Origin of the sequence: Streptomyces sp. V4I23 (assembly GCF_030817975.1) — a bacterium.
Taxonomy (GTDB): domain Bacteria; phylum Actinomycetota; class Actinomycetes; order Streptomycetales; family Streptomycetaceae; genus Streptomyces.
This window is the reverse complement of record NZ_JAUSZW010000004.1, coordinates 5489902-5509135: the sequence shown is the minus strand read 5'-3', so window position 1 is coordinate 5509135 and position 19234 is coordinate 5489902. Positions and strand designations below refer to the sequence as shown.

Annotated in this window: 19 protein-coding genes; 10 read left to right on the top strand and 9 right to left on the bottom strand. The window is 73.0% G+C overall.

What is annotated here, in order from left to right:
* Positions 1–9 precede the first annotated feature (9 nt).
* Entirely contained in the window at positions 10–1332 is a 1323-nt protein-coding gene (locus QFZ82_RS27295) for a hypothetical protein (protein WP_307715669.1), read from the top strand.
* Positions 1333–1375: 43 nt separating this feature from the next.
* Here the strand turns inward: QFZ82_RS27295 and QFZ82_RS27290 are convergent, their stop codons facing one another.
* Complete coding sequence (locus QFZ82_RS27290; protein ID WP_307715668.1) at positions 1376–2386, bottom strand: aldo/keto reductase; 1011 nt, start codon at positions 2384–2386, stop codon at positions 1376–1378.
* Positions 2387–2391: 5 nt separating this feature from the next.
* Entirely contained in the window at positions 2392–2853 is a 462-nt protein-coding gene (locus QFZ82_RS27285) for a MerR family transcriptional regulator (protein ID WP_307715667.1), read from the bottom strand.
* Positions 2854–2940: 87 nt separating this feature from the next.
* Here QFZ82_RS27285 and QFZ82_RS27280 point away from each other — a divergent pair, with 87 nt between their 5' ends.
* Together QFZ82_RS27280 and QFZ82_RS27275 are read left to right on the top strand one after the other, a co-directional pair.
* Positions 2941–3405 carry a GNAT family N-acetyltransferase gene (locus tag QFZ82_RS27280; RefSeq protein WP_307715666.1) on the top strand — a complete coding sequence of 155 codons (465 nt, stop codon included), beginning with the start codon at positions 2941–2943 and terminating at the stop codon, positions 3403–3405.
* 20 nt (positions 3406–3425) lie between these two features.
* Positions 3426–4241, top strand: coding sequence for a serine hydrolase (locus QFZ82_RS27275; RefSeq protein ID WP_307715665.1), 816 nt, complete (start codon positions 3426–3428; stop codon positions 4239–4241).
* On the opposite strand, the gene QFZ82_RS27270 is transcribed toward QFZ82_RS27275, so the two are convergent.
* The 5 genes from QFZ82_RS27270 to QFZ82_RS27250 all read right to left on the bottom strand — a co-directional run bounded on the left by QFZ82_RS27270 (position 4207) and on the right by QFZ82_RS27250 (position 10022).
* Complete coding sequence (locus QFZ82_RS27270) at positions 4207–4884, bottom strand: hypothetical protein (RefSeq protein WP_307715664.1); 678 nt, start codon at positions 4882–4884, stop codon at positions 4207–4209. The two genes, QFZ82_RS27275 and QFZ82_RS27270, sit on opposite strands and share 35 nt — an antisense overlap.
* A gap of 4 nt (positions 4885–4888) precedes the next feature.
* Positions 4889–6364 carry a HAMP domain-containing sensor histidine kinase gene (locus QFZ82_RS27265; RefSeq protein ID WP_307715663.1) on the bottom strand — a complete coding sequence of 492 codons (1476 nt, stop codon included), beginning with the start codon at positions 6362–6364 and terminating at the stop codon, positions 4889–4891.
* A complete protein-coding gene (locus QFZ82_RS27260; protein WP_307715662.1) occupies positions 6361–7044 on the bottom strand; it encodes a response regulator transcription factor in 684 nt (227 codons plus the stop codon). The genes QFZ82_RS27265 and QFZ82_RS27260 overlap by 4 nt, the downstream gene beginning before the upstream one ends.
* 24 nt (positions 7045–7068) lie before the next feature.
* Complete coding sequence (gene murJ / locus QFZ82_RS27255; RefSeq protein WP_373429447.1) at positions 7069–8649, bottom strand: murein biosynthesis integral membrane protein MurJ; 1581 nt, start codon at positions 8647–8649, stop codon at positions 7069–7071.
* A gap of 200 nt (positions 8650–8849) precedes the next feature.
* Positions 8850–10022 carry a peptidoglycan bridge formation glycyltransferase FemA/FemB family protein gene (locus tag QFZ82_RS27250; RefSeq protein ID WP_307715660.1) on the bottom strand — a complete coding sequence of 391 codons (1173 nt, stop codon included), beginning with the start codon at positions 10020–10022 and terminating at the stop codon, positions 8850–8852.
* Positions 10023–10232: 210 nt separating this feature from the next.
* On the opposite strand from QFZ82_RS27250, the gene QFZ82_RS27245 reads away from it, so the two are divergent.
* From QFZ82_RS27245 to QFZ82_RS27235, 3 genes are all read left to right on the top strand, one after another.
* Positions 10233–11450 carry an Ig-like domain-containing protein gene (locus QFZ82_RS27245; protein WP_307715659.1) on the top strand — a complete coding sequence of 406 codons (1218 nt, stop codon included), beginning with the start codon at positions 10233–10235 and terminating at the stop codon, positions 11448–11450.
* 67 nt (positions 11451–11517) lie between these two features.
* A complete protein-coding gene (locus QFZ82_RS27240) occupies positions 11518–12342 on the top strand; it encodes a helix-turn-helix transcriptional regulator (RefSeq protein ID WP_307715658.1) in 825 nt (274 codons plus the stop codon).
* Positions 12326–12595 (top strand): DUF397 domain-containing protein, encoded by a 270-nt coding sequence (locus tag QFZ82_RS27235; protein WP_307715657.1) that lies wholly within the window; start codon positions 12326–12328, stop codon positions 12593–12595. The genes QFZ82_RS27240 and QFZ82_RS27235 overlap by 17 nt, the downstream gene beginning before the upstream one ends.
* A 29-nt stretch (positions 12596–12624) precedes the next feature.
* Here the strand turns inward: QFZ82_RS27235 and QFZ82_RS27230 are convergent, their stop codons facing one another.
* Positions 12625–14766, bottom strand: coding sequence for a HEAT repeat domain-containing protein (locus QFZ82_RS27230; protein ID WP_307715656.1), 2142 nt, complete (start codon positions 14764–14766; stop codon positions 12625–12627).
* Between the two features lie 79 nt (positions 14767–14845).
* Complete coding sequence (locus QFZ82_RS27225) at positions 14846–15517, bottom strand: pirin family protein (protein ID WP_307715655.1); 672 nt, start codon at positions 15515–15517, stop codon at positions 14846–14848.
* Between the two features lie 94 nt (positions 15518–15611).
* On the opposite strand from QFZ82_RS27225, the gene QFZ82_RS27220 reads away from it, so the two are divergent.
* The 4 genes from QFZ82_RS27220 (at position 15612) to QFZ82_RS27205 (ending at position 19159) form a co-directional block, all read left to right on the top strand.
* Positions 15612–16796, top strand: a complete 1185-nt coding sequence (locus tag QFZ82_RS27220) for a CdaR family transcriptional regulator (protein ID WP_177153422.1) — start codon at positions 15612–15614, stop codon at positions 16794–16796.
* A gap of 89 nt (positions 16797–16885) precedes the next feature.
* The gene (locus tag QFZ82_RS27215) at positions 16886–17830 is read left to right on the top strand and encodes an ACP S-malonyltransferase (protein WP_307715654.1); all 945 of its coding nucleotides are present in this window, start codon (positions 16886–16888) and stop codon (positions 17828–17830) included.
* A 12-nt stretch (positions 17831–17842) separates the two neighbouring features.
* Positions 17843–18844: a ketoacyl-ACP synthase III gene (locus QFZ82_RS27210; protein ID WP_307715653.1), complete on the top strand. Its 1002-nt coding sequence runs from the start codon at positions 17843–17845 to the stop codon at positions 18842–18844.
* A gap of 66 nt (positions 18845–18910) precedes the next feature.
* Positions 18911–19159: an acyl carrier protein gene (locus QFZ82_RS27205; RefSeq protein WP_010987188.1), complete on the top strand. Its 249-nt coding sequence runs from the start codon at positions 18911–18913 to the stop codon at positions 19157–19159.
* Positions 19160–19234 lie beyond the last annotated feature (75 nt).

Sequence of the window (19234 nt, the reverse complement as noted above, 5' to 3'; positions counted from 1 at the left end):
GGAAGCGCAGTGAAGGAAACACGTTACGAGGCGGCGCTGGCGAACGGCGGTGGGCTGGCCGCCGCCATGGGCCGCGCCTCCCGCGCGGCACGGGAGGCCGTGCCGGTCGCCGACGAGCACGAGACGGCCATCCGCGACGTGGCGGCCGGAGTCGCGGCGCCCGTGCTCACCGGATATGTGCTGTGGCTGCTCGAGGAGGCGCGCGAGCGAGGCCTCGACCGGCTCTGCTTCCTCTCCCGGGACGCCCAGGTGATCCACGAGATCGCCCGCACACTGGCACCCCGGCTGGGTACGGACATCGAGTTGCGTTACGTCTACAGCAGCCGCCGCACCTGGAGCCTTTCCGCCTCCGACCCGAACCGCCTGGACCAGGCCGACTGGCTCTTCAACAGTTTCATCCGCTCCAACGCGGCCGACGTATGCGCCCGGCTCGGCCTCGATCCCGACATCGCGCCCCCGCTCCTCGCCCGCGTCGGCGCCTCCTCCCACCCCGCCGACCGGGCGGACTCACCCGCCCAGAACGCCGCGCTGCGCCGCTTCGTCGCCCTCCCCGAGGTCGCCCGTACCATCGCCCCGCGCATCGGCCGGATGCGCGAGCTGGTGCTGGCCTACGCCCGCCAGGAAGGCATGGCCTCCGCCGCGACCGGGCTGGTGGACGCGGGCTGGACAGGACGTATGGTCGCGGCCCTGCACTCGGTGCTCGACAGTGCGGGACTTCCCCTCCCTCACGCCTACTTCTGGGGGCATGAGCGGCGCAAGGCGGGGGGCGTGGCCCCGGAGCATGTCAGCCCCTACATGTACAACACCGCGGGCGAGCCAGGCGTCCAGTGGCGCGTTCCGGACTGCCCCTACATCATCGAGACCTTCTGCATGTCCGACCACAGCATCGTGTCCGGCTACCGGGAGACCGCGGACGGGACGCTCACCGCGGAGCTGAAGGAGAGCAACACGGCGGTGACGAAGTGGGGTCTCGACGTCTACCGGGCCACGGTCCGGGCCTTCACCGAGGCCCTGGAGACCGAGTCGGCGACCGAGGACATCCGCCCCATCCTCTCGTCCGTGCTCAGGGGGTTCTGGACCCGTCCGACCCATGCCGAGGCCGCTGCCTGGGGCGCCTATCCGTACGACTCCGACCCGCTGGGCCGCTCCACCCTGCCGCTGGCCCGCCCCTTCACCCCGGAGGAACTGGCCGGCGCGGGCGACCCCGGCTTCCGGTGGGGCGACCGCGCATGGCTGCCCGGTTCGCTGGCTCTCAGTGGCGAACAGGGGCGCAGGGCAGCGGAGTTGCTGGCCCCCCGACTGGAGTGGCTGGGGGCGCCGGCAGCCGATTGAGTTCACAGGGGGGCTGGGACATGCCCCAGGAAAGCGCCCCCCGTCACTCCCGTACCGTCGCCGTCGACGACATGTCCGGGTAGCGGTCCCCTGCCACCCGCCCCGCGATCGGCTCCAGCGCCGCCAGGTCCTCCGCACCGAGCGTCAGCCCCACCGCCGCCAGGTTCTCCCGCAGGCGCGTGGTCCGGCGCGTGCCGGGGATCGGGATCACCGTCAGTCCGTGGACCTGGGCGCGCTGGTGGACCCAGGCCAGGGCCACCTGCGCCGCCGTCACCCCGTGCGCGGCGGCGATCTTGTGGACGGGCTCCAGCAGTGCCGCGTTCGTCCGCGCGTTCTCGCCGGTGAAGCGCGGCTGGTGCCGGCGGAAGTCACCCTCCGACAGCGCGCCCGCGTCCGTGAAGGCGCCCGTGAGGAAGCCCCGCCCCAGCGGCGAGTACGGCACGAGCGCCACACCCAGCTCCGCCGCCGCGCCGACCGCGCTGCGTTCGACGTCCCGGCTGAACAGCGACCACTCGGACTGGAGCGCGGCGATGGGGTGCACGGCGTGCGCCTCGCGCAGCTCGGCACCGGTGACCTCGCTCAGGCCGAGGTGCCTGACGAGGCCGCGTTCGACCAGCTCCGCCATCGCGCCGACGGACTCGGCCAGCGGCACGGCCGGGTCGCGGCGGTGCATGTAGTAGAGGTCGATGACGTCGACGCCGAGCCGGCGCAGACTGCCCTCGACGGCCCGCCGGATGTACGCGGGGTCGTTGCGTATGCCCCGGTAGTGCGGGTCGTCGCTGCGCTCGATCGCGAACTTCGTGGCCAGCGTGATCTCGTCACGGTGCGCGGCCACGAACGGCGCGAGGAACTCCTCGTTGGCGCCCCGCCCGTACACGTCCGCCGTGTCGAAGAGCGTGACGCCCTCGGCGAGCGCCGCCTCCAGGGTCTGCCGCGCCGCGGCCTCGTCCGTGTCGCCGTAGAACTCGCTCATGCCCATGCAGCCGAGGCCCTGGACGCCGACCGGCGGGCCGTCCGTCCCGAGCGGCACCTGCGGGATCCTGTTGTTGCTCATCGGGGTCAGTCCCTCTCCGACGCCGCGCGGGCGTCCGCGTAGAAGTGAATCTTGTGGTCCAGCACCGCGAGCGTGTCCTGGAGTTCGGCGATCCGGTCGAGGACGTCGCGCCGGGTGCGCTCCAGCAGCTCCGCGCGGGCCTCGAAGGTGTGCTCGCCCTCGCGGACCAGCTCGGCGTACCTGACCATGTCCGCGACGGACATCCCGGTCAGCCGGAGCTTGCCGACGAAGGCGAGCCAGTCCAGGTCGCGGTTGCTGAATCGGCGCTGCCCGGTGTGCGAGCGGTCGACGTGCGGCATCAGTCCGATCCGCTCGTACCAGCGCAGGGTGTGCGCGCTGAGTCCGGTGAAGGCGACGACCTCACTGATCGTGTAGCGGTCCTGGCCCTCGGGGCGCGGATGCGCGCGGGGTGCGGCTTTGCAGAGATCGGTCCGGGCGGTCGCGGTCGTGCTCTCGATCACCGTCATGCGCTCCACGCTAAAACCCTGGAGTGCACTCGAAGCAAGCACAATCCCGTGGCGATCCGGGAGGAGCCCGGACTAGCCTCCCGGACCATGAGCCCCGCACGCCCCGCCGTCCCCGCCGACGCCGAAGAACTGGTCCGCCTCCGCAAGGTGATGCAGGACTCCTGCCACGGCCCGAACCCGGATGTGAGCTGGCAGCCCGCCGCCGTGGCGACGCTGCGCGACCGGCTGGCGGACCGGTCCGGCGACCTGGCCGCGTACGTCGTCGACCGGCCCGGCGGCGGGCTCGCCGCCTGTGCGGTGGGCACGATCGAGTACCGGCTGGGCGGTCCGGGCAACCCACAGGGCACCACCGGCTACGTGTTCAGCGTCGCCACGGACGAGGACATGCGCCGGCGCGGGCTCTCCCGCGCCTGCATGGAGGGCCTGCTCGGCTGGTTCCGCGAGCGGGACGTGCGCAGGATCGACCTGCGCGCCTCCTCGGACGGCGAGCCGCTGTACGCGTCGCTGGGCTTCGTCCGCACTCCGGACCCGGCCATGCGGCTGAGCATGTAGCACCGTCTAGGCTCGTACGCATGCAGAGCCTGGCGATGATCGAGAACTGGCCGGTACCGACCGCGGCGGCCGCCGTCGTGCGCGCCGACGGGACCGTGGCCGGATTCCACGGCCCGACCGACCGCCGCTTCCCGCTCGCCTCCGTCACCAAGCCGCTCGCGGCCTACGCGGCGCTGGTGGCGTACGAGGAGGGAGCGATCGAGTTCGACGAGCCGGCCGGGCCCGACGGTGCGACCGTCCGTCATCTGCTCGCCCACACCTCGGGGCTCGCCTTCGACGAGCACCGCGTGATGGCCGCGCCCGGCACGCGCCGGATCTACTCGAACGCGGGGTTCGAGGTGCTCGGCGACCACATCGCCAAGGCGACCGAGATCCCGTTCGCCGAGTACCTGCACCAGGCCGTGCTGGAGCCGCTCGGCATGACGTCCACCACGCTGGAGGGCTCGCCGGCCAAGGACGGCGTCTCGACGGTCGACGATCTGGTGCGGTTCGCGGCCGAGGTGCAGGCGCCGCGGCTGCTGGATCCGCGGACGGTCCTGGAGGCCATGTCGGTCGTGCACCCGGGGCTGTCCGGGATCCTGCCGGGTTACGGCCACCAGAAGCCCAACGACTGGGGCCTCGGCTTCGAGATCCGCGACGCCAAGTCGCCGCACTGGACGGGCGCCTCGTCCTCGCCGCGCACCTTCGGCCACTTCGGCCAGTCCGGCACGTTCCTGTGGATCGACCCGGACGCGCGGGCCGCGTGCGTGGCGCTCACGGACCGGGCGTTCGGGCCCTGGGCGATCGAGGCGTGGCCGCCGTTCACGGACGCGGTGCTCGCGGAGGTGCGTCGCTAGAGGTGGCCGCGGGGGTCTCGCCGGCAGGAGTGCTCCGGCGGACCGAGCCCCAGGGGTCCTTCTCCGGTTCCGGGTCCGCCCGGCGCGGCACGTCCGTCGGCACGGGGCCCGACCCTGCGTCGCAGCGGGCCTGATCGAGCGTGCCGTCCACCCCGCGCAGGGTCACCGCCGTCTGCCCCTCGGCGTCCTCGGCATAGGCGATCGTGCAGACGAGCTGCCGCCGCGCGGGCCCGGTCAGGCCCCGGACGGGGGCGGCCATCGTGACGACCACCGTGCCCCGGCCCGGTTCGACCTTCGGCGCGGAACCGAGGGCCGGCAGGGCGACGGCGCTGCGGAGCCCGTACCCGTCCTCCTCCGCGTTCGGTCCGTTCAGCAGCGCGGCGACGGTCTTGGCGGTCGACGGCCGGGTGCGCTCGACGGCGGAGTCGCCGAAGGCCTCGCCCGTGTAACGGCTCACCGGCATCAGCGTGCCCTCCGGCGAGTAGAAGAACAGGAGCATCCGCACCTCGCGCGCGGGAAGCACGTCGACGGTCGCCGGGCCGCCGGCCTCGATGACGTCGGACTCCTGGATGCCGCAGGCCGTGAGCGACACCGCGGCCGCCAGGCCCGCCAGAGCGGCGCGTACGCGCTTCCTCGTGCTCATGCCCTCACCCCCGCCTTCCGTGGTCCGCGGGGATCTCGACGGTGAACACCGCCCCGCCCCCGGGTCCGTTGGCCGCGCGGATCGTGCCGCCGTGCAGCCGTACGTTCTCCTGGGTGATCGCGAGCCCCAGTCCGCTGCCCCCCGACCGGGTACGGGCCGCGTCCGCCTTGTAGAAGCGGTCGAAGATGTGCGGCAGCGCGTCCGGGCGGATACCGGGCCCGCTGTCGGTGACCTCGGTGACCAGCAGCGGTGTGCCGTCCGCCGCCGTCGTGGTGCGAAGCGCCACGGTGACGGGCGCGCAGCCGTGGCGCAGGGCGTTGCCGACGAGGTTGGCGACGACGACGTCGAAGCGGCGGGGGTCGAGGCGGAAGCGGATGCCGTCGGGCAGATCGGTGCGGACCCGGTCGGTCCAGTGCCGGTTCTGCAGGGTCTTGCGTATGGTCTCCGCGACGTCGACCTCGTCGGTGTGGAGCTCGGCGGCGCGGGCGTCGAAGCGGGAGATCTCCATCAGGTCCTCGACGAGGACGGCGAGCTTGCCCGTCTCCGCGCTGATCAGCCGCACGGCCCGCGCGGTGTCCGGGTCGAGGGCGTCCGCGTCCTCGTCGAGGACCTCGGTGACGGCGAGCATCCCGGCGAGCGGGGTGCGCAGTTCGTGCGAGACGTCGGAGGCGAAGCGGCGGGCGCGCGCCTCGGCCTTCTGCAGTTCGTCGACGGATCTCTCCAGTTGGGCCGCCGACTCGTTGAACGTGCTTGCCAGGTCGGCGAGTTCGTCGCGGCCCCGGGCGTGGATGCGGGTGTCGAGCCGGCCGCTGCCCATGGAGCGGGCGGCCTCCCGCAGTTCGCGGACCGGCCGCAGGACGCTGCGCGCGGCGATCAGCGCGGGTACGAGCGCGATGGCGAGGCCGGGCAGTGCGCCGTCCCGGGCCGCGGCGACCAGGGCGCCGATGTTCGCCTGTTCGTCCGACATCCGCATCACGGCGTACAGCACGAACCCGGTGGGCAGCGTTCCGCCCGCGCCGACCTTCACCACCACGGGCATGGCGATGGTCAGGTACGGCACGCCGTCCTTGACGACGCGTTCGAAGCTGGCGTGCGGGGAGCCTTCGCGGGCGGTGCGGCGCAGCTCCTCGGTGATCACGGTCGAGGTGGGGCTCGTGCCGGAGGAGACCCGCAGCGAGCCGTACTCGGCGAAGACGACCCAGGGGTGCGGTTTGGCCTTGCGCGCGATGCCGCGCAGCAGCTCCTGCAGCACGGTGCGGTCCATGGGCAGCCCGACGCCGAGTGTCTGTACCTGCTCGCGGAAGGACTCCACCGCCGTGTCCTGGGCGCTGGCGAGGACCGCGTTGCGCGCCTCGCGGTAGGTGAGCGCGGCGGTCGTCCCGGCGCTGACGACGGCCACCAGCAGGAACGCGATGACCAGCCGGGTGCGCAGTCCGAAGGCGGCGATACGGCCCCGGCCACCGCTCCCCGGGCGTCTCACAGGGGCCCGAAGCGGTAGCCGAAGCCCCGCAGCGTCTGGATGTACCGCGGGGCGCCCGAGCCGTCCTCGATCTTGGTCCGCAGCCGCCGTACGCACGCGTCGACGAGCCGTGCGTCGCCGTGGTAGCTGTGCTCCCACACGTGCTCCAGCAGTTGCTGGCGGCTGAACACCTGCTCCGGGGCCGCGGACAGGTGGAGCAGCAGCTTCAGCTCCGAGGGGGCGAGGGTGAGGGGCCGGCCGGCCTTGGTGACGGTGAGACCGGCGCGGTCGATGGCGAGTTCGCCGTGGGACTCGACGGCGGGCTTACCGGCCCCAGGCCCCTCGATGCGGCGCAGCACGGCCCGGATGCGGGCCTCGATCACCTCGGTCCGGGCCGGTTTGACGATGTAGTCGTCCGCGCCCGCCTCCAGGCCGACGACGACGTCGAAGTCGTCGCCGCGGGCGGTGAGCATGATGATGGGCAGCTGGCTGTTCTCCCGTACGCGGCGGCAGACCTGGACGCCGTTCATGCCGGGCAGCATCAGGTCGAGCAGCAGCAGGTCGGGCCGGAAGGCGTGCAGGGCGTCGAGTCCGGCCTCGCCGGTGGCGGCGGTGCGGACCTCGTGGCCCCGGCGGCGCAGCCCGAGTTCGACCCCTTCGCGTACCGAGGGATCGTCTTCGATGAGGAGGACGCGTGGCATGGGCGGGGTGTCTCCAGGTCGTGGTCAGCGTCGGACGGTGCGGCGGCGGAGCCGGGCCGTGGCCCCGGACAGCAGCGCGGTGGTCCCGTCCAGCCGCAGGGGCCGGGCGAGCAGGACGAGGACGGCCGCGATCGCGAGGACGCCCGCGGCGGTGGCGGCGAGCGCGCCGGCCGGGGCGGCCCAGCGGGCGGCGAGATGAGCGGTGGCCGTGGCGAGCGCGGCGGCGGCGAGCAGCCGCAGCTGCCCGCGCAGGGTCGCCGAACGCCACAGGGCGCCGCTGCCGCCCGCGAGCCTGCGGTGCAGGACGTACGCCGTGACGGCCCAGCCCGTGAACAGGGCCAGCGAGTACGCCCCGGCGATACCGGTGACGGCCCAGCGCGCGGGCAGCAGGGCGTACGCGGTCGCGGACAGTGCCGCGTTGAGCCCGGCGATCACGAGGTTGAGGAGGAAGGGGGTGCGGGTGTCGGACAGGGCGTAGAAGGCGCGCGAGAGGACGTACTGGCCGGAGAAGGCGACGAGTCCGGGTGCGAACGCCATCAGGATGCCCGCCATGACGGCGATGTCGTCGGCCTCGACGGCGCCGTACTGGAAGACGAGCGTCATCACGGGCCCCGCGAGGGCGAGGAGCGCGCACGCGGCGGGGACGATCAGGGCGGCGCTGGTGCGCAGCGCGTACGCGACGTCCCGGCGCACCGCGGCGGTGTCGCCGTCGGCGGCGGAGCCGCTCATACGGGGCATGAGCGCGGTCACGAGGGAGACGGTGACGATGCCGTGCGGCACGGCCCACAGCATGTAGGCGTTGTTGTACGCGCTGAACCCGGCGCCGTCGATGTCCGCGGCGGTGGCCCGCGCGCCGGCGGCGGTGGCGAGTCTGGTGGTGACCCAGTACGCGGCCTGGTTGGTCAGCACGAGCAGGACGAGCCAGCCCGCGGAGCGCAGGGGGCGGGTGAGTCCGCTTCCGCGCCAGTCGAAGCGGGGTCGGAACCGGAACCGGGCGGCGCGCAGGAACGGCAGCAGGGCGAGCGCCTGGACGGCGATGCCCGCGGTGGTGCCCCAGCCGAGGAGGGCGGTCTCGGCGGGGGTCAGCGTGCCGCCGTCGCCGGCCGCGAGGTACAGGCCGAAGACGGCGATGACGACGAGGTTGTTGAGGACGGGCGTCCACATCATGGCGCCGAACCGGCCGCGGGCGCCCAGCACCTGCCCGAGCAGGGTGAACACGCCGAGGAAGAAGATCTGCGGCAGGCAGTACCGGGCGAACGCGACGGTCATGGCCGCCTGTTCGCCGCGGTAGTCCGTGTACGCGTCGACGATCGCGGGTGCGGCCCACACGGCGGCGGCGGTGAGGCCGAGCAGGGCGAGCACGCAGACGGTGAGCAGCCGGTCGGTGTAGGCGGCGCCGCCGTCGGGATGCTCCTTGGCGGCCTTGACGAGTTCGGGCACGAAGACGGCGTTGAGGGCGCCGCCGAGGAGGAGCATGTAGACGATGGTGGGGACGGAGTTGCCGACGGCGTACCCGTCGGCGGCGGCCCCGACCCCGAGCCCGGCGGCGACGACGGCGGACCGCACGAACCCGGTGGCCCGCGACACGACGGACCCGGCGGCCATGACGGCACCGCTGCGCGCGGGGGACGCCGTCGCGCCGGTGGGGGACGCGGTCGCGTCGGCGGGGGGCGCGGTCGCGTCGGCGGGGGGCGCGGAGCCGGCCGAGTCGGCCGGAACGGCCGACTCGCATCCGGCCCGGTCGCCGGCCTCAAGGCCGACGGGCCCCGAACCGGCGACGCCGGGCGACGCGGCGCGCTCCGGCGTCATCGGCGGGCCAGGTACGCCTGGAACGCCCGGTACAGCGCGTGGTTGGCGGTGCCGTCCAACGGTCTCTCCCATTCCCCCAGGGTCTCGACGACCTCTCCCCCGGTGCCGAGCTTCCAGCGCAGCAGTCCGTACCCGCGGTCGCCGGGGTCGAGGGTGGAGGGTACCCCGCGCATGTCGTAGACGTCGGCGCCGAGAGCGTGGGCGTCCTGCATCATCCTCCACTGCAACAGGTTGGACGGCCGCACCTCACGGCGGTGGTCGGCCGACGCACCGGTCTGGTACCAGACGCGGCGGCCCACCCGGATCATGGTGTGCGCGGCGAGGATCTCCCCCTGGTGCCGGGCCAGGTACAGCGTCATCCGCCCCGGCTCCTCGGCGTTGAGCGCCGCGTACTGGCGCTCGTAGTACGCGAGCGAGCGGCCGAGCCGGAAGCCGTCGCGCTCCTCGGTGATCCGCAGCAGCCGGTAGAACTCGGGCAGGTCCGCCGCGCTGCCGACCACCGTCTCCACGCCCTCCTTCCGCGCCCGCCGCACATTGCGCCGCCACTCCTGGTTCAGGCCGGACCACAGGTCCTCGACGGTCCGCCCGACGAGCGGCACGCGGAACACGTACCGGGGCTGCGCGTCCCCGTCCTCCTCGCCCCCGCACCTGTGCCAGCCGCGGGCGCGCAGCCGTTCGGCGACGGCCGTCCCCAGCGGGTCGACCTCGCGGGCGAGCACGTCCGCGAGCCGCCGGTCCGCCCCCGCGGCTGCCTTGAGCCGCGCGGCGTCCCAGCTGCGGTGGTCCGGCGACGGACCGATCCGTACGGCGAACGCGCCCGCGGTGCGCAGCAGTCGCAGCAACGGGGTGAGCCAGGCGTCCATGCCGGGATCGGCCCAGTCGGCGACGGGCCCCTCGGGCAGGTACGCGAAGTACTTGCGCGTGCCCGGGAGTTGGCGCAGCAGCACCAGGGCCACGCCACTGAGCTCCCCCGCCTCCGGCCGTGGCCCCCAGCCGACGAGCAGCGGACGCCATCCCTCCTTCACCTCGGCCCAGGACGGGCACTGGAGGAAGCCGGGCCCGAGGGCAATCCCGGCACGGGACGCGAGGAAGACGCGGTAAGCCTCTTCGGTGAGGGGACCGAGCGGTGTTTCCTGGCCGCGGTCGGCCGGCACGAGCAGCGCAGACACGGTGTGGGACCTCCCTGTGGTCGCGGAATGCCGTGGATGCTCACAGCCGTCCGTGACCGGTCCACGCGGTGAATGTGACCGGACGACGACCGTTCGACCCCAACCGCCGTCACACGGCCCTACAGCCCTTCACCTGCGATTTCTCCGTCCTACGCTCGTCGCATCCCACATCGTTCCGCGACGACGGAGGACCTGCCCATGCCTGCGCCCATGACTGTGAGACGCGCACCCGCTCCCCGTATACGCGTGCGCGTCGCGGCGGCCGCCGTGCTGCTGGCCCCGCTCGCCGCCTGCTCCCCCGGCTCCACGGACGCGCAGGCCGACGACGCCAAGCCCGGTGCCCGCGCCGCCGACGACCGTCCGGCGACCGTGACGGTGTCCCCGAGCGGGCGCGCGGTCCGGGCCGGGCAGCCGGTGAAGGTGACCGCCTCGGGCGGCACGCTCGCCTCCGTCACGGTCACCGACACCGAGGGCCGCGCGCTGAAAGGCTCGGGGGACAACGACAGTTGGCAGTCCGACCGCAAGGCCGTCCCCGGCGCCACGTACACGGTGAAGGCCACGACCCGTACCGCGAGCGGCACGGAGCGCACCACGTCCACGTCGTTCACGACCGCCCCGGCCGGCAAGGTCAACAAGGTGGACTGGCGGCCCGGCGCGGGCACCACCGTCGGCGTCGCCCAGCCCCTGTCCCTGGTCTTCGACAACCCGGTGTCCGAAAAGGCGGAGGTGGAGCGGCAGTTGAGGGTCACCACCTACGACGGCACCGCGGGCTCCTGGGGCTGGATGAAGGACTGGTCGGGCCGCGACAGGGTCGACTGGCGGCCGAAGGCGTACTGGAAGCCCGGCACGAAGGTCACCCTGGAGGCCCGGCTGAACGGCACCGACTCGGGCACGGTCGGAGGCTGGTTCGTCCGCGACTACGCGACGTCGTTCACGGTCGGCGCCCGCCAGATCGTCGAAGTCGACCTCGACCACCACAGGTTGACGCTGGAGCGGGACGGCCGGACCGTGCGGACCATCCCCGTCTCCGGCGGAACTCCCGGCGGCGACAAGCGCTCCTGGCGCGGCACGGCGGTGCTGATGTCGAAGGAGGGAACGATCAACATGAACTCCGAGACGGTCGGCCTCGCGGACGCCTACGACAAGATGGTCGACTACTCGATGCGCCTGACCTGGTCGGGCATGTACGCGCACGCGGCGCCGTGGAACGACAAGTGGATGGGCAAGGCCAACAGGAGCTCCGGCTGCATCGGCATGAGCGACGCGAACGCCGCCTGGTTCTACGCCCAGGTCCGCCCCGGCGACCCGTTCGAGATCACGGGCAAGGACACCAAGGACGTCCCCGCACCCGGCAACGGCTTCGGCGCGTGGAACCTCTCCTGGGAGGAGTGGAAGGCAAAGAGCGCGCTGCACACGCCAGTTACGTGATTTCCGTCACCACCCTGCGACGGGACGGTTACGCTCGGCTACGTACCGGAAACCGGAGGTGCCGACCGTGGCCAACGTCCAGTCACTCGACCCCAGCGCATCCCCGTTGGACTACTACGGCTGGGAACTTCGCCGCCAGAGAGAGGCCCACGGCCTCAAACAGAGCCAGCTCGGCGACATCATCTACTGCACGGGCTCGCTGATCGGCCAGATCGAGACCACGAAGAAGGTCCCCACCCGCGACTTCTCGGAACGGGTGGACGCGGCGCTCGGGACGGACGGGGTGTTCTCGCGCCTGATCGGCCTGGTGCTGCGCAGCCAACTGCCGAACTGGTTCCAGCCGTACGCCGAGATGGAGGCGAAGGCGGAGTACATCTCCACGTACCAGGCGCAGCTGGTGTACGGGCTGCTGCAGACGGAGGAGTACGCGCGGGCCCTGCTGAGTGTCGACCACCCGCGCCGGGTCGACGAGATGGTGGCGGCCCGACTGGATCGCCAGCGCATCCTGGCACGCGAGGAGCCGCCCGCCCTCTGGGCCGTGATGAGCGAGGCGGCTCTGCTCCAGGAGGTCGGCGGGCGCGAGGTCATGCGCGAGCAACTGGCCCGCCTGTTGCGGTTCCGCGAGGACCCGTGGGTGCAGATCCAGGTGCTCCCCTTCTCGGTCGGCCAGCACACCGGGATGATGGGGTCGTTCAACCTGCTCAGGTTCGACGATGACCCCGACCTGCTCTACACAGATGGCTACGACCAGGGGCACATGACCGCCAATCCGCAAGTGATCAGGGAGCGTTCGGTCGGATACGCTCGATTGCAAGCCACGGCCCTCTCCCCCGAGGACTCGGCGGCCCTGATCGCTCGTGTGATGGAGGAACGCTATGGGGACCAGTCATGACCTGACCGGCGCGCGGTGGCGGAAGTCGTCCTACAGCGGCACCAACGGGGGCGACTGCGTCGAGTGCACCGTCACCGGCGGCGCCACGTGGCGGACGTCCTCGTACAGCGGCAACACCGGCGGCGAGTGCGTCGAGGTCGCCGACGGCTGCCCCGACGGCGCCGTCCCCGTCCGGGACAGCAAAAACCCGGACGGTCCGGTGGTCGTCGTCGGCGCAGGCGCGTGGCGGGCGTTCGTGGACGGCCTGCGGTAGCGCCGCCACGACCGCGGCCGGCCGCGCTTTCAGCCGGTCCGGTCCGGGCGGAGCGCGGCGAGCACCTCGCGGGCGCGGGCGCGGAGCCGTTCGTCGGCGCGGACGATCTCGCTCTCGATACCCGACCGGATCACCCGCAGGTCCCGTTCCGCGAGGTCCGTCAGCCGGCGCACGTGATCGGCGGACAACGCGTCGGCGCCCAGGGCGAGCAGGGCGTCGCACGCCTCCAGCGCGCCCGCCTTCTGCTCGGCGGAGGTCAGCACGGTGTCGGCCAGGGCCGGGCGGTCGAGGGTGTCCGGGCCGGCGACGGCCGCCAGAGCGAGCACGGCCGCCGGCGCCTGCTCGGGATCGTCGAGCAGCGCTGTGAGCCGGGGCACCAGGGGCCGGCCGGCCGGGCCGAGCAGCGCGGCCGCGCGGGCGGCGCGTATCGCGGTCCAGCGGAACCAGTGCTCGCCGGACGTGCGGGCGAACACCGAGTCCAGCACGGCGACCACGGTCTCGGCGTCCCCGGTGATCCGCCACAGGGCGTCGGCCAGCGCCACGTCCGCGTCGAGCACGGGCGAGGTGTCCGGGGCGTCCGCGCCGCTGAGGGCTCCGCGCAGCGCCTCCGCCAACCCCGTTGCGGCCGCACCCAGCCGGCCCGCCACCTGGGCCGCCCAGGCCGCGTCGCCTGATGCGTCCGAGAGCTCCTTGGCGAGCCGCGCCAGGAGAACGTCTGTCTCACCGGTCAGGTCGAAGTGGGCCTCCGCCACCGGGAGCGGCCCGTCGGGGGCCTGCGCCCGCAACGCCTCGGCCGCGCGCCGACGTTCGCCGGGCGGGCACTCGGCGGCGATCGCGGCGACGGCCGGGGCCGCCGGCAGCGGGAACCGGGTGAGCAGTTCGTACAGCTCGGGCAGCGCCTCGGCGGCCCGTCCGCCCCACTGCCGCAGCAGGCGCATCAGTTGGATGGGCTCGTTCCCGGTGAGGTCGTCCTCCGCCAGCCTGGCCCGGACCGCGGTCAACAGCTCGGGGTGGAACGGGAAGGGCACGTCTTGCGGTGCCCGGAACCCGGCGGCGGCGTCCAGGCCCCAGGGGCGCTTCCCGAGGCCGCGGGCGAGCAGCGGGGCCGCCCGGTCCGGCGCCACCAGGGCAAGCACGCCGAGCGCGCGGTCCGCGAGATCGTCGTCGTGGCCGGCTTCCGCGAGTGCGGCCAGGGCGGGCGCGGCCTCCGCCGCGCTCGGTCCCAGCTTCCCGAGCAGGGACAGTACGCCCCGCGCGTCGCCCGCCGTGACCAGCGGCAGCAGTGCGGGCAGCAGCCGCTCCGGGGCACTGCGGGACATCTGGCAGGCCCGGTCGGCGGCCCACGCGGCTTCGGCCCGCACATCGGCCCGTTCGTCCCGCAGGGCGGCGTCGAGCAGGTCCCCGGCCGCCGTGGCGTCCGCGTCGGTCCCCCGCCGCAGCAGTTCCTCGACGACGGCGCACAACGGCTCAGCCCGGTCCAGGTCGAGCCGTTCCCGGCCGAGCGGGCTCGCGGGCAGCGACAACAGCATCGCCCGGTGGTGTGCGGCGTCCCACGCCTCGCCCGCGTCCAGGCGGGCGAACACGGCGGCGAGCCGCAGGTGCGCGGGCTGTTCCGGCCCAAGGGCCGCCTGCGCGAGGGCGGCACCGGCCGCCGGGTCCAGCCCTGCGACCGCACCGAGGAGTTCGGCCCGCACGAGCGGTTCGCGCTCCGTGTCCCACCGGCTCAGCAGCGCGGGCAGCACCGTGTCGGCAGCCCGCGTCCGCGCAACGGCCCACACCGCGGCCTGACGCACCGCGGGATCGGGATCATCCAACGTCGGCGTGATCAGTGGCAGTTGCGCGGCGACGGCCCTGCGCACGGTGCCCGGCTCCACCCCGCATTCGTCATCGCTCCCGGCCATGTCGCCGAGCAGCCTCAGCAGATCGGCGGACTTGTGTCCGGCCGCCGCGATCCGGGCGAGGAAGGGCGCCACGTCGGCAGTGGCCGCGTAGACGGTCCCCTGGTGCAGGACGCTGCCGTAGAGCTCCGACACCGCTTCGTCCGCGGCTTCCTCGTCGTCCCCGGCGAGCGCCCGCAGCAGCTCCGGCAGGTCCTCGGAGCTGCCGTAGGCATGGGTGGTGTCGGCCCATGGGTGTGTGTCGAGACCGTCGAGTGCGTGTGCGAGATCCATGCGCGGATCATGGCAGGCAGGTCCGACACCCGGCTGCCCCCGCCGTGCGGGACGCGCTGGCCGGACCGGACCGGACGCGTCAGCCGGCGGCCATCTCCCACATCAGCACCTCCGCCGCCCCCTCGGCCACGATCTCCAGCCCCTCCGCGTCCGTGATCCGCGCCGCGTCCCCCGGACCCAACTCCTCGCCACCGAGCGCCACTTCGCCCCGCGCCACATGCACGTACACGAACGGCGCGTCGGGGACGGCGGTGCGCTCGCCGGGGGCGAGGCGGCGTACGTGGAGCATCGCCCCGGCCTCGGGGAGCGCGTACGGGGTGGAGTCGGCGATGCCGCGCACGATCTCGTACGACGGCTCGCCGCCCGGGTCCTTCGGCGCGAGCCACATCTGCACGAAGACCAGCGGGTCCGGCCCGGCGTTGCGTTCGACGTGCCGGACGCCGCCCGCCGAGCTGAGGCGCTGGACGTCGCCGGGACGCACGAGGGTGGCATGGCCCGCGGAGTCGCGGTGGGTCAGCTCGCCCTCGACGACCCAGGTGACGATCTCGGTGTGGCTGTGCGGGTGCTCGTCGAACCCGGCGCCGGGCGCGAGGCGCTCCTCGTTGCAGGCGAGGATCGCGCCGAAGCGCAGATTGTCGGGGTCGTAGTGGCGCCCGAAGGAGAAGGCGTGCAGGGACTCGATCCCGGCCGCCGGGTCGCCTCCCGGGTAGCGGTCGGCGGAGCGCCGGATGGAGGTCCGGATGGCAGTCACGCGGACCACCGTAGCGGGGCCGCCGCAGTACACGCCGTGATGAGGGGAACCCCGGCACTTAGACCACGCGTCCTGATAAGGCAGTCTTGTCCCCGTGCCCGAACCTGCAGCGAACTCCTCCCATCCGCACTCCGCGACCCTGCGGCGCCTTGAGCAGTCGTCCGGCCGGCTGGCCGCGAACGCCATCGCCCGCATGGACGAGTCGCTGCCCTGGTACCGGGCCATGCCCCCGGAGAACCGGTCGTGGATCGGACTGGTCGCGCAGGCCGGTATCGCCGCGTTCACGGAGTGGTTCCGGCACCCGGAGACCCCGCAGGCGATCTCGACCGACGTCTTCGGCACGGCCCCGCGCGAGCTGACCCGGGCGATCACGCTGCGCCAGACCGTGGAGATGGTGCGCACCACCATCGAGGTCATGGAGGCGGCGATCGAGGAGGTCGCGGCCCCCGGCGACGAGTCGGTGCTGCGCGAGGCGCTGCTGGTGTACGCGCGGGAGATCGCGTTCGCCACGGCCCAGGTGTACGCGCAGGCCGCCGAGGCCCGGGGCGCCTGGGACGCCCGGCTCGAATCCCTCGTCGTGAACGCGGTGCTGTCCGGGGAGGCCGACGAGGGCGCGGTCTCCCGGGCCGCCGCGCTCGGCTGGAACTCGCCCGAGCACGTGTGCGTGATCCTCGGCACCGCGCCCGACGGGGACAGCGAGCTGACGGTGGAGGCGATCCGCAGGGCCGCCCGGCACGCCAAGCTCCAGGTGCTGACCGGTGTGCTCGGCGACCGGCTCGTCGTGATCGCGGGCGGCAGCGACAATCCGCTGCACGTCGCCAAGGCGCTGATCGGCCCGTACGCGGCCGGGCCCGTGGTCGCGGGCCCCATCGTGCCCGACCTGCTGGCCGCGACCCGGTCCGCGCAGGCCGCCGCCGCGGGCCTCAAGGCGTGTTCCGCCTGGCAGGACGCGCCGAGGCCCGTTCTCGCGGACGATCTGCTGCCGGAGCGCGCGATCGCCTCGGACCCTGCGGCGCGCGAGCAGTTGGTGGAGGAGATCTACAGACCGCTGGAGGAGGCGGGCTCGGCGCTGCTGGAGACTCTGAGTGTCTATCTGGAGCAGGCCAGCAGCCTCGAAGGCGCCGCGCGGATGCTGTTCGTCCATCCCAACACCGTGCGCTACCGGCTCCGACGTGTGACGGACGTCACCGGTTGGTCACCCTCTGATGTCCGCTCGGCGTTCACTCTGCGGATCGCCCTGATTCTCGGGCGTCTGGCCGACGGGGACAGCCAGCCATAGACTTTTGTGGAACACCGACAATTCCCCTGACGGTTCTTCGTCCCTGTCCCCACGGGCGGGTACGGCCGTCCACAAGAGAGAGTGTGAGGGTGCTCGTACTCGTCGCTCCCGGCCAAGGCGCCCAGACGCCCGGCTTCCTGACTCCCTGGCTCGAACTCCCCGGCGCCGCCGACCGCATCGCGGCCTGGTCCGACGCCATCGGGCTCGACCTCGCCCACTACGGCACGAAGGCGGACGCGGACGAGATCCGCGACACCGCTGTGGCCCAGCCGCTGCTCGTCGCCGCCGGACTGCTGTCCGCCTCGGCGCTCGGGGACGTCTCCCCCGGCGCGGTCGCCGGCCACAGCGTCGGTGAGATCACCGCGGCCGCGTTCGCCCGCGTCGTCGACGAGACCGCCGCGCTGCGTCTCGTGCGCGCCCGGGGCCTCGCGATGGCCGAGGCCGCCGCGGTCACCGAGACCGGCATGTCGGCGCTGCTCGGCGGCGACCCCGAGGTGACGGTCCCGCACCTGGAGAAGCTCGGTCTGACCCCGGCGAACGTGAACGGCGCCGGCCAGATCGTGGCCGCGGGCACGATGGAGCAGCTGGCCGCGCTGGAGGCGGACAAGCCGGAAGGCGTCCGCAAGGTCGTGGCGCTGAAGGTGGCCGGCGCGTTCCACACCCACCACATGGCGCCCGCGGTCGCCAAGCTGGAGGCGGCCGCGCAGGAGCTGTCCCCGGCCGACCCGGCCTTCCCCTACGTCTCCAACAAGGACGGGCGGACCGTCGACACCGGTGCCGAGGTCGTCTCGCGCCTGGTCGGCCAGGTCGCCAACCCGGTGCGCTGGGACCTGTGCATGGAGACGTTCGCGGAGCTCGGGGCGACCGCCCTCATCGAGGTGTGCCCCGGCGGCACCCTCACCGGTCTCGCCAAGCGTGCCCTCAAGGGTGTCCAGACGCTCGCGCTGAAGACCCCCGACGACCTCGACGCGGCCCGCACGCTCGTCGCCACGCATACATCTGCCGCTGACGCGGCGGGCTCAGCAGCTGACTAGGAGCCGTAGCGCATGTCGAAGATCAAGCCCAGCAAGGGCGCCCCGTACGCACGCATCATGGGCGTCGGCGGCTACCGTCCGACCCGGGTCGTGCCCAACGAGGTGATCCTCGAGACGATCGACTCGTCGGACGAGTGGATCCGCTCGCGCTCGGGCATCGCCACGCGCCACTGGGCCTCCCCCGAGGAGACCGTGACCGCGATGTCGGTCGAGGCGTCCGGCAAGGCGATCGCCGACGCGGGGATCACCCCGGAGCAGATCGGCGGCGTGATCGTCTCCACCGTGTCGCACTTCAAGCAGACCCCGGCCGTCGCCACGGAGATCGCGGACCGCATCGGTGCGGTCAAGCCGGCGGCGTTCGACATCTCCGCGGGCTGCGCGGGCTTCGGCTACGGCCTCACCCTCGCCAAGGGCATGATCGTGGAAGGCTCCGCCGAGTACGTGCTCGTGATCGGCGTGGAGCGCCTCAGCGACCTCACCGACCTGGAGGACCGTGCGACGGCCTTCCTGTTCGGCGACGGCGCCGGCGCGGTCGTCGTGGGCCCCGCGAACGAGCCGGCGATCGGCCCGACCGTGTGGGGCTCGGAGGGCGACAAGTCCGAGACCATCAAGCAGACCGTGCCGTGGACGGACTACCGCGAGGGGTCCGTCGAAAAGTTCCCCGCCATCACGCAGGAGGGCCAGGCTGTGTTCCGCTGGGCCGTCTTCGAGATGGCGAAGGTCGCCCAGCAGGCGCTCGACGCGGCCGGCATCTCGGCGGCCGACCTGGACGTCTTCATCCCGCACCAGGCCAATATGCGGATCATCGACTCGATGGTGAAGACGCTGAAGCTGCCGGAGCACGTCACGGTCGCCCGTGACGTGGAGACCACCGGCAACACCTCGGCCGCCTCGATCCCGCTCGCCATGGAGCGGCTCCTGGCGACCGGACAGGCGAAGAGCGGCGACACCGCGCTCGTCATCGGCTTCGGGGCGGGTCTCGTCTACGCCGCGACGGTCGTTACCCTCCCCTAGGCACCCGTACGGATCTTCCGGACGGATACAGCCACACCCTCTGATACACACCGAAGGAGCGCCAACATGGCCGCCACGCAGGAAGAGATCGTCGAAGGTCTCGCCGAGATCGTCAACGAGATCGCCGGTATCCCGACCGAGGACGTCCAGCTGGACAAGTCCTTCACCGACGACCTGGACGTCGACTCGCTGTCCATGGTCGAGGTCGTCGTCGCCGCCGAAGAGCGCTTCGACGTCAAGATCCCGGACGAGGACGTCAAGAACCTGAAGACCGTCGGCGACGCCGCGGACTACATCCTCAAGCACCAGGCCTGAGACTGACGCGCTCGTCGCCGCCCAGCGGTGGCGCCGTGCACATTCCGCACCCCCTACACGTGGAGAAAGAATTCC

Bases quoted from the DNA above. Each gene is read 5' to 3' on its own strand.
- QFZ82_RS27290 (WP_307715668.1), bottom strand. From the start codon at position 2,386: ATGAGCAACAACAGGATCCCGCAGGTGCCGCTCGGGACGGACGGCCCG.
- QFZ82_RS27285 (WP_307715667.1), bottom strand. From the start codon at position 2,853: ATGACGGTGATCGAGAGCACGACCGCGACCGCCCGGACCGATCTCTGC.
- QFZ82_RS27280 (WP_307715666.1), top strand. From the start codon at position 2,941: ATGAGCCCCGCACGCCCCGCCGTCCCCGCCGACGCCGAAGAACTGGTC.
- QFZ82_RS27275 (WP_307715665.1), top strand. From the start codon at position 3,426: ATGCAGAGCCTGGCGATGATCGAGAACTGGCCGGTACCGACCGCGGCG.
- QFZ82_RS27270 (WP_307715664.1), bottom strand. From the start codon at position 4,884: ATGAGCACGAGGAAGCGCGTACGCGCCGCTCTGGCGGGCCTGGCGGCC.
- QFZ82_RS27260 (WP_307715662.1), bottom strand. From the start codon at position 7,044: ATGCCACGCGTCCTCCTCATCGAAGACGATCCCTCGGTACGCGAAGGG.
- murJ (WP_373429447.1), bottom strand. From the start codon at position 8,649: ATGGCCGCCGGGTCCGTCGTGTCGCGGGCCACCGGGTTCGTGCGGTCC.
- QFZ82_RS27245 (WP_307715659.1), top strand. From the start codon at position 10,233: ATGACTGTGAGACGCGCACCCGCTCCCCGTATACGCGTGCGCGTCGCG.
- QFZ82_RS27235 (WP_307715657.1), top strand. From the start codon at position 12,326: ATGGGGACCAGTCATGACCTGACCGGCGCGCGGTGGCGGAAGTCGTCC.
- QFZ82_RS27230 (WP_307715656.1), bottom strand. From the start codon at position 14,766: ATGGATCTCGCACACGCACTCGACGGTCTCGACACACACCCATGGGCC.
- QFZ82_RS27210 (WP_307715653.1), top strand. From the start codon at position 17,843: ATGTCGAAGATCAAGCCCAGCAAGGGCGCCCCGTACGCACGCATCATG.
- QFZ82_RS27205 (WP_010987188.1), top strand. From the start codon at position 18,911: ATGGCCGCCACGCAGGAAGAGATCGTCGAAGGTCTCGCCGAGATCGTC.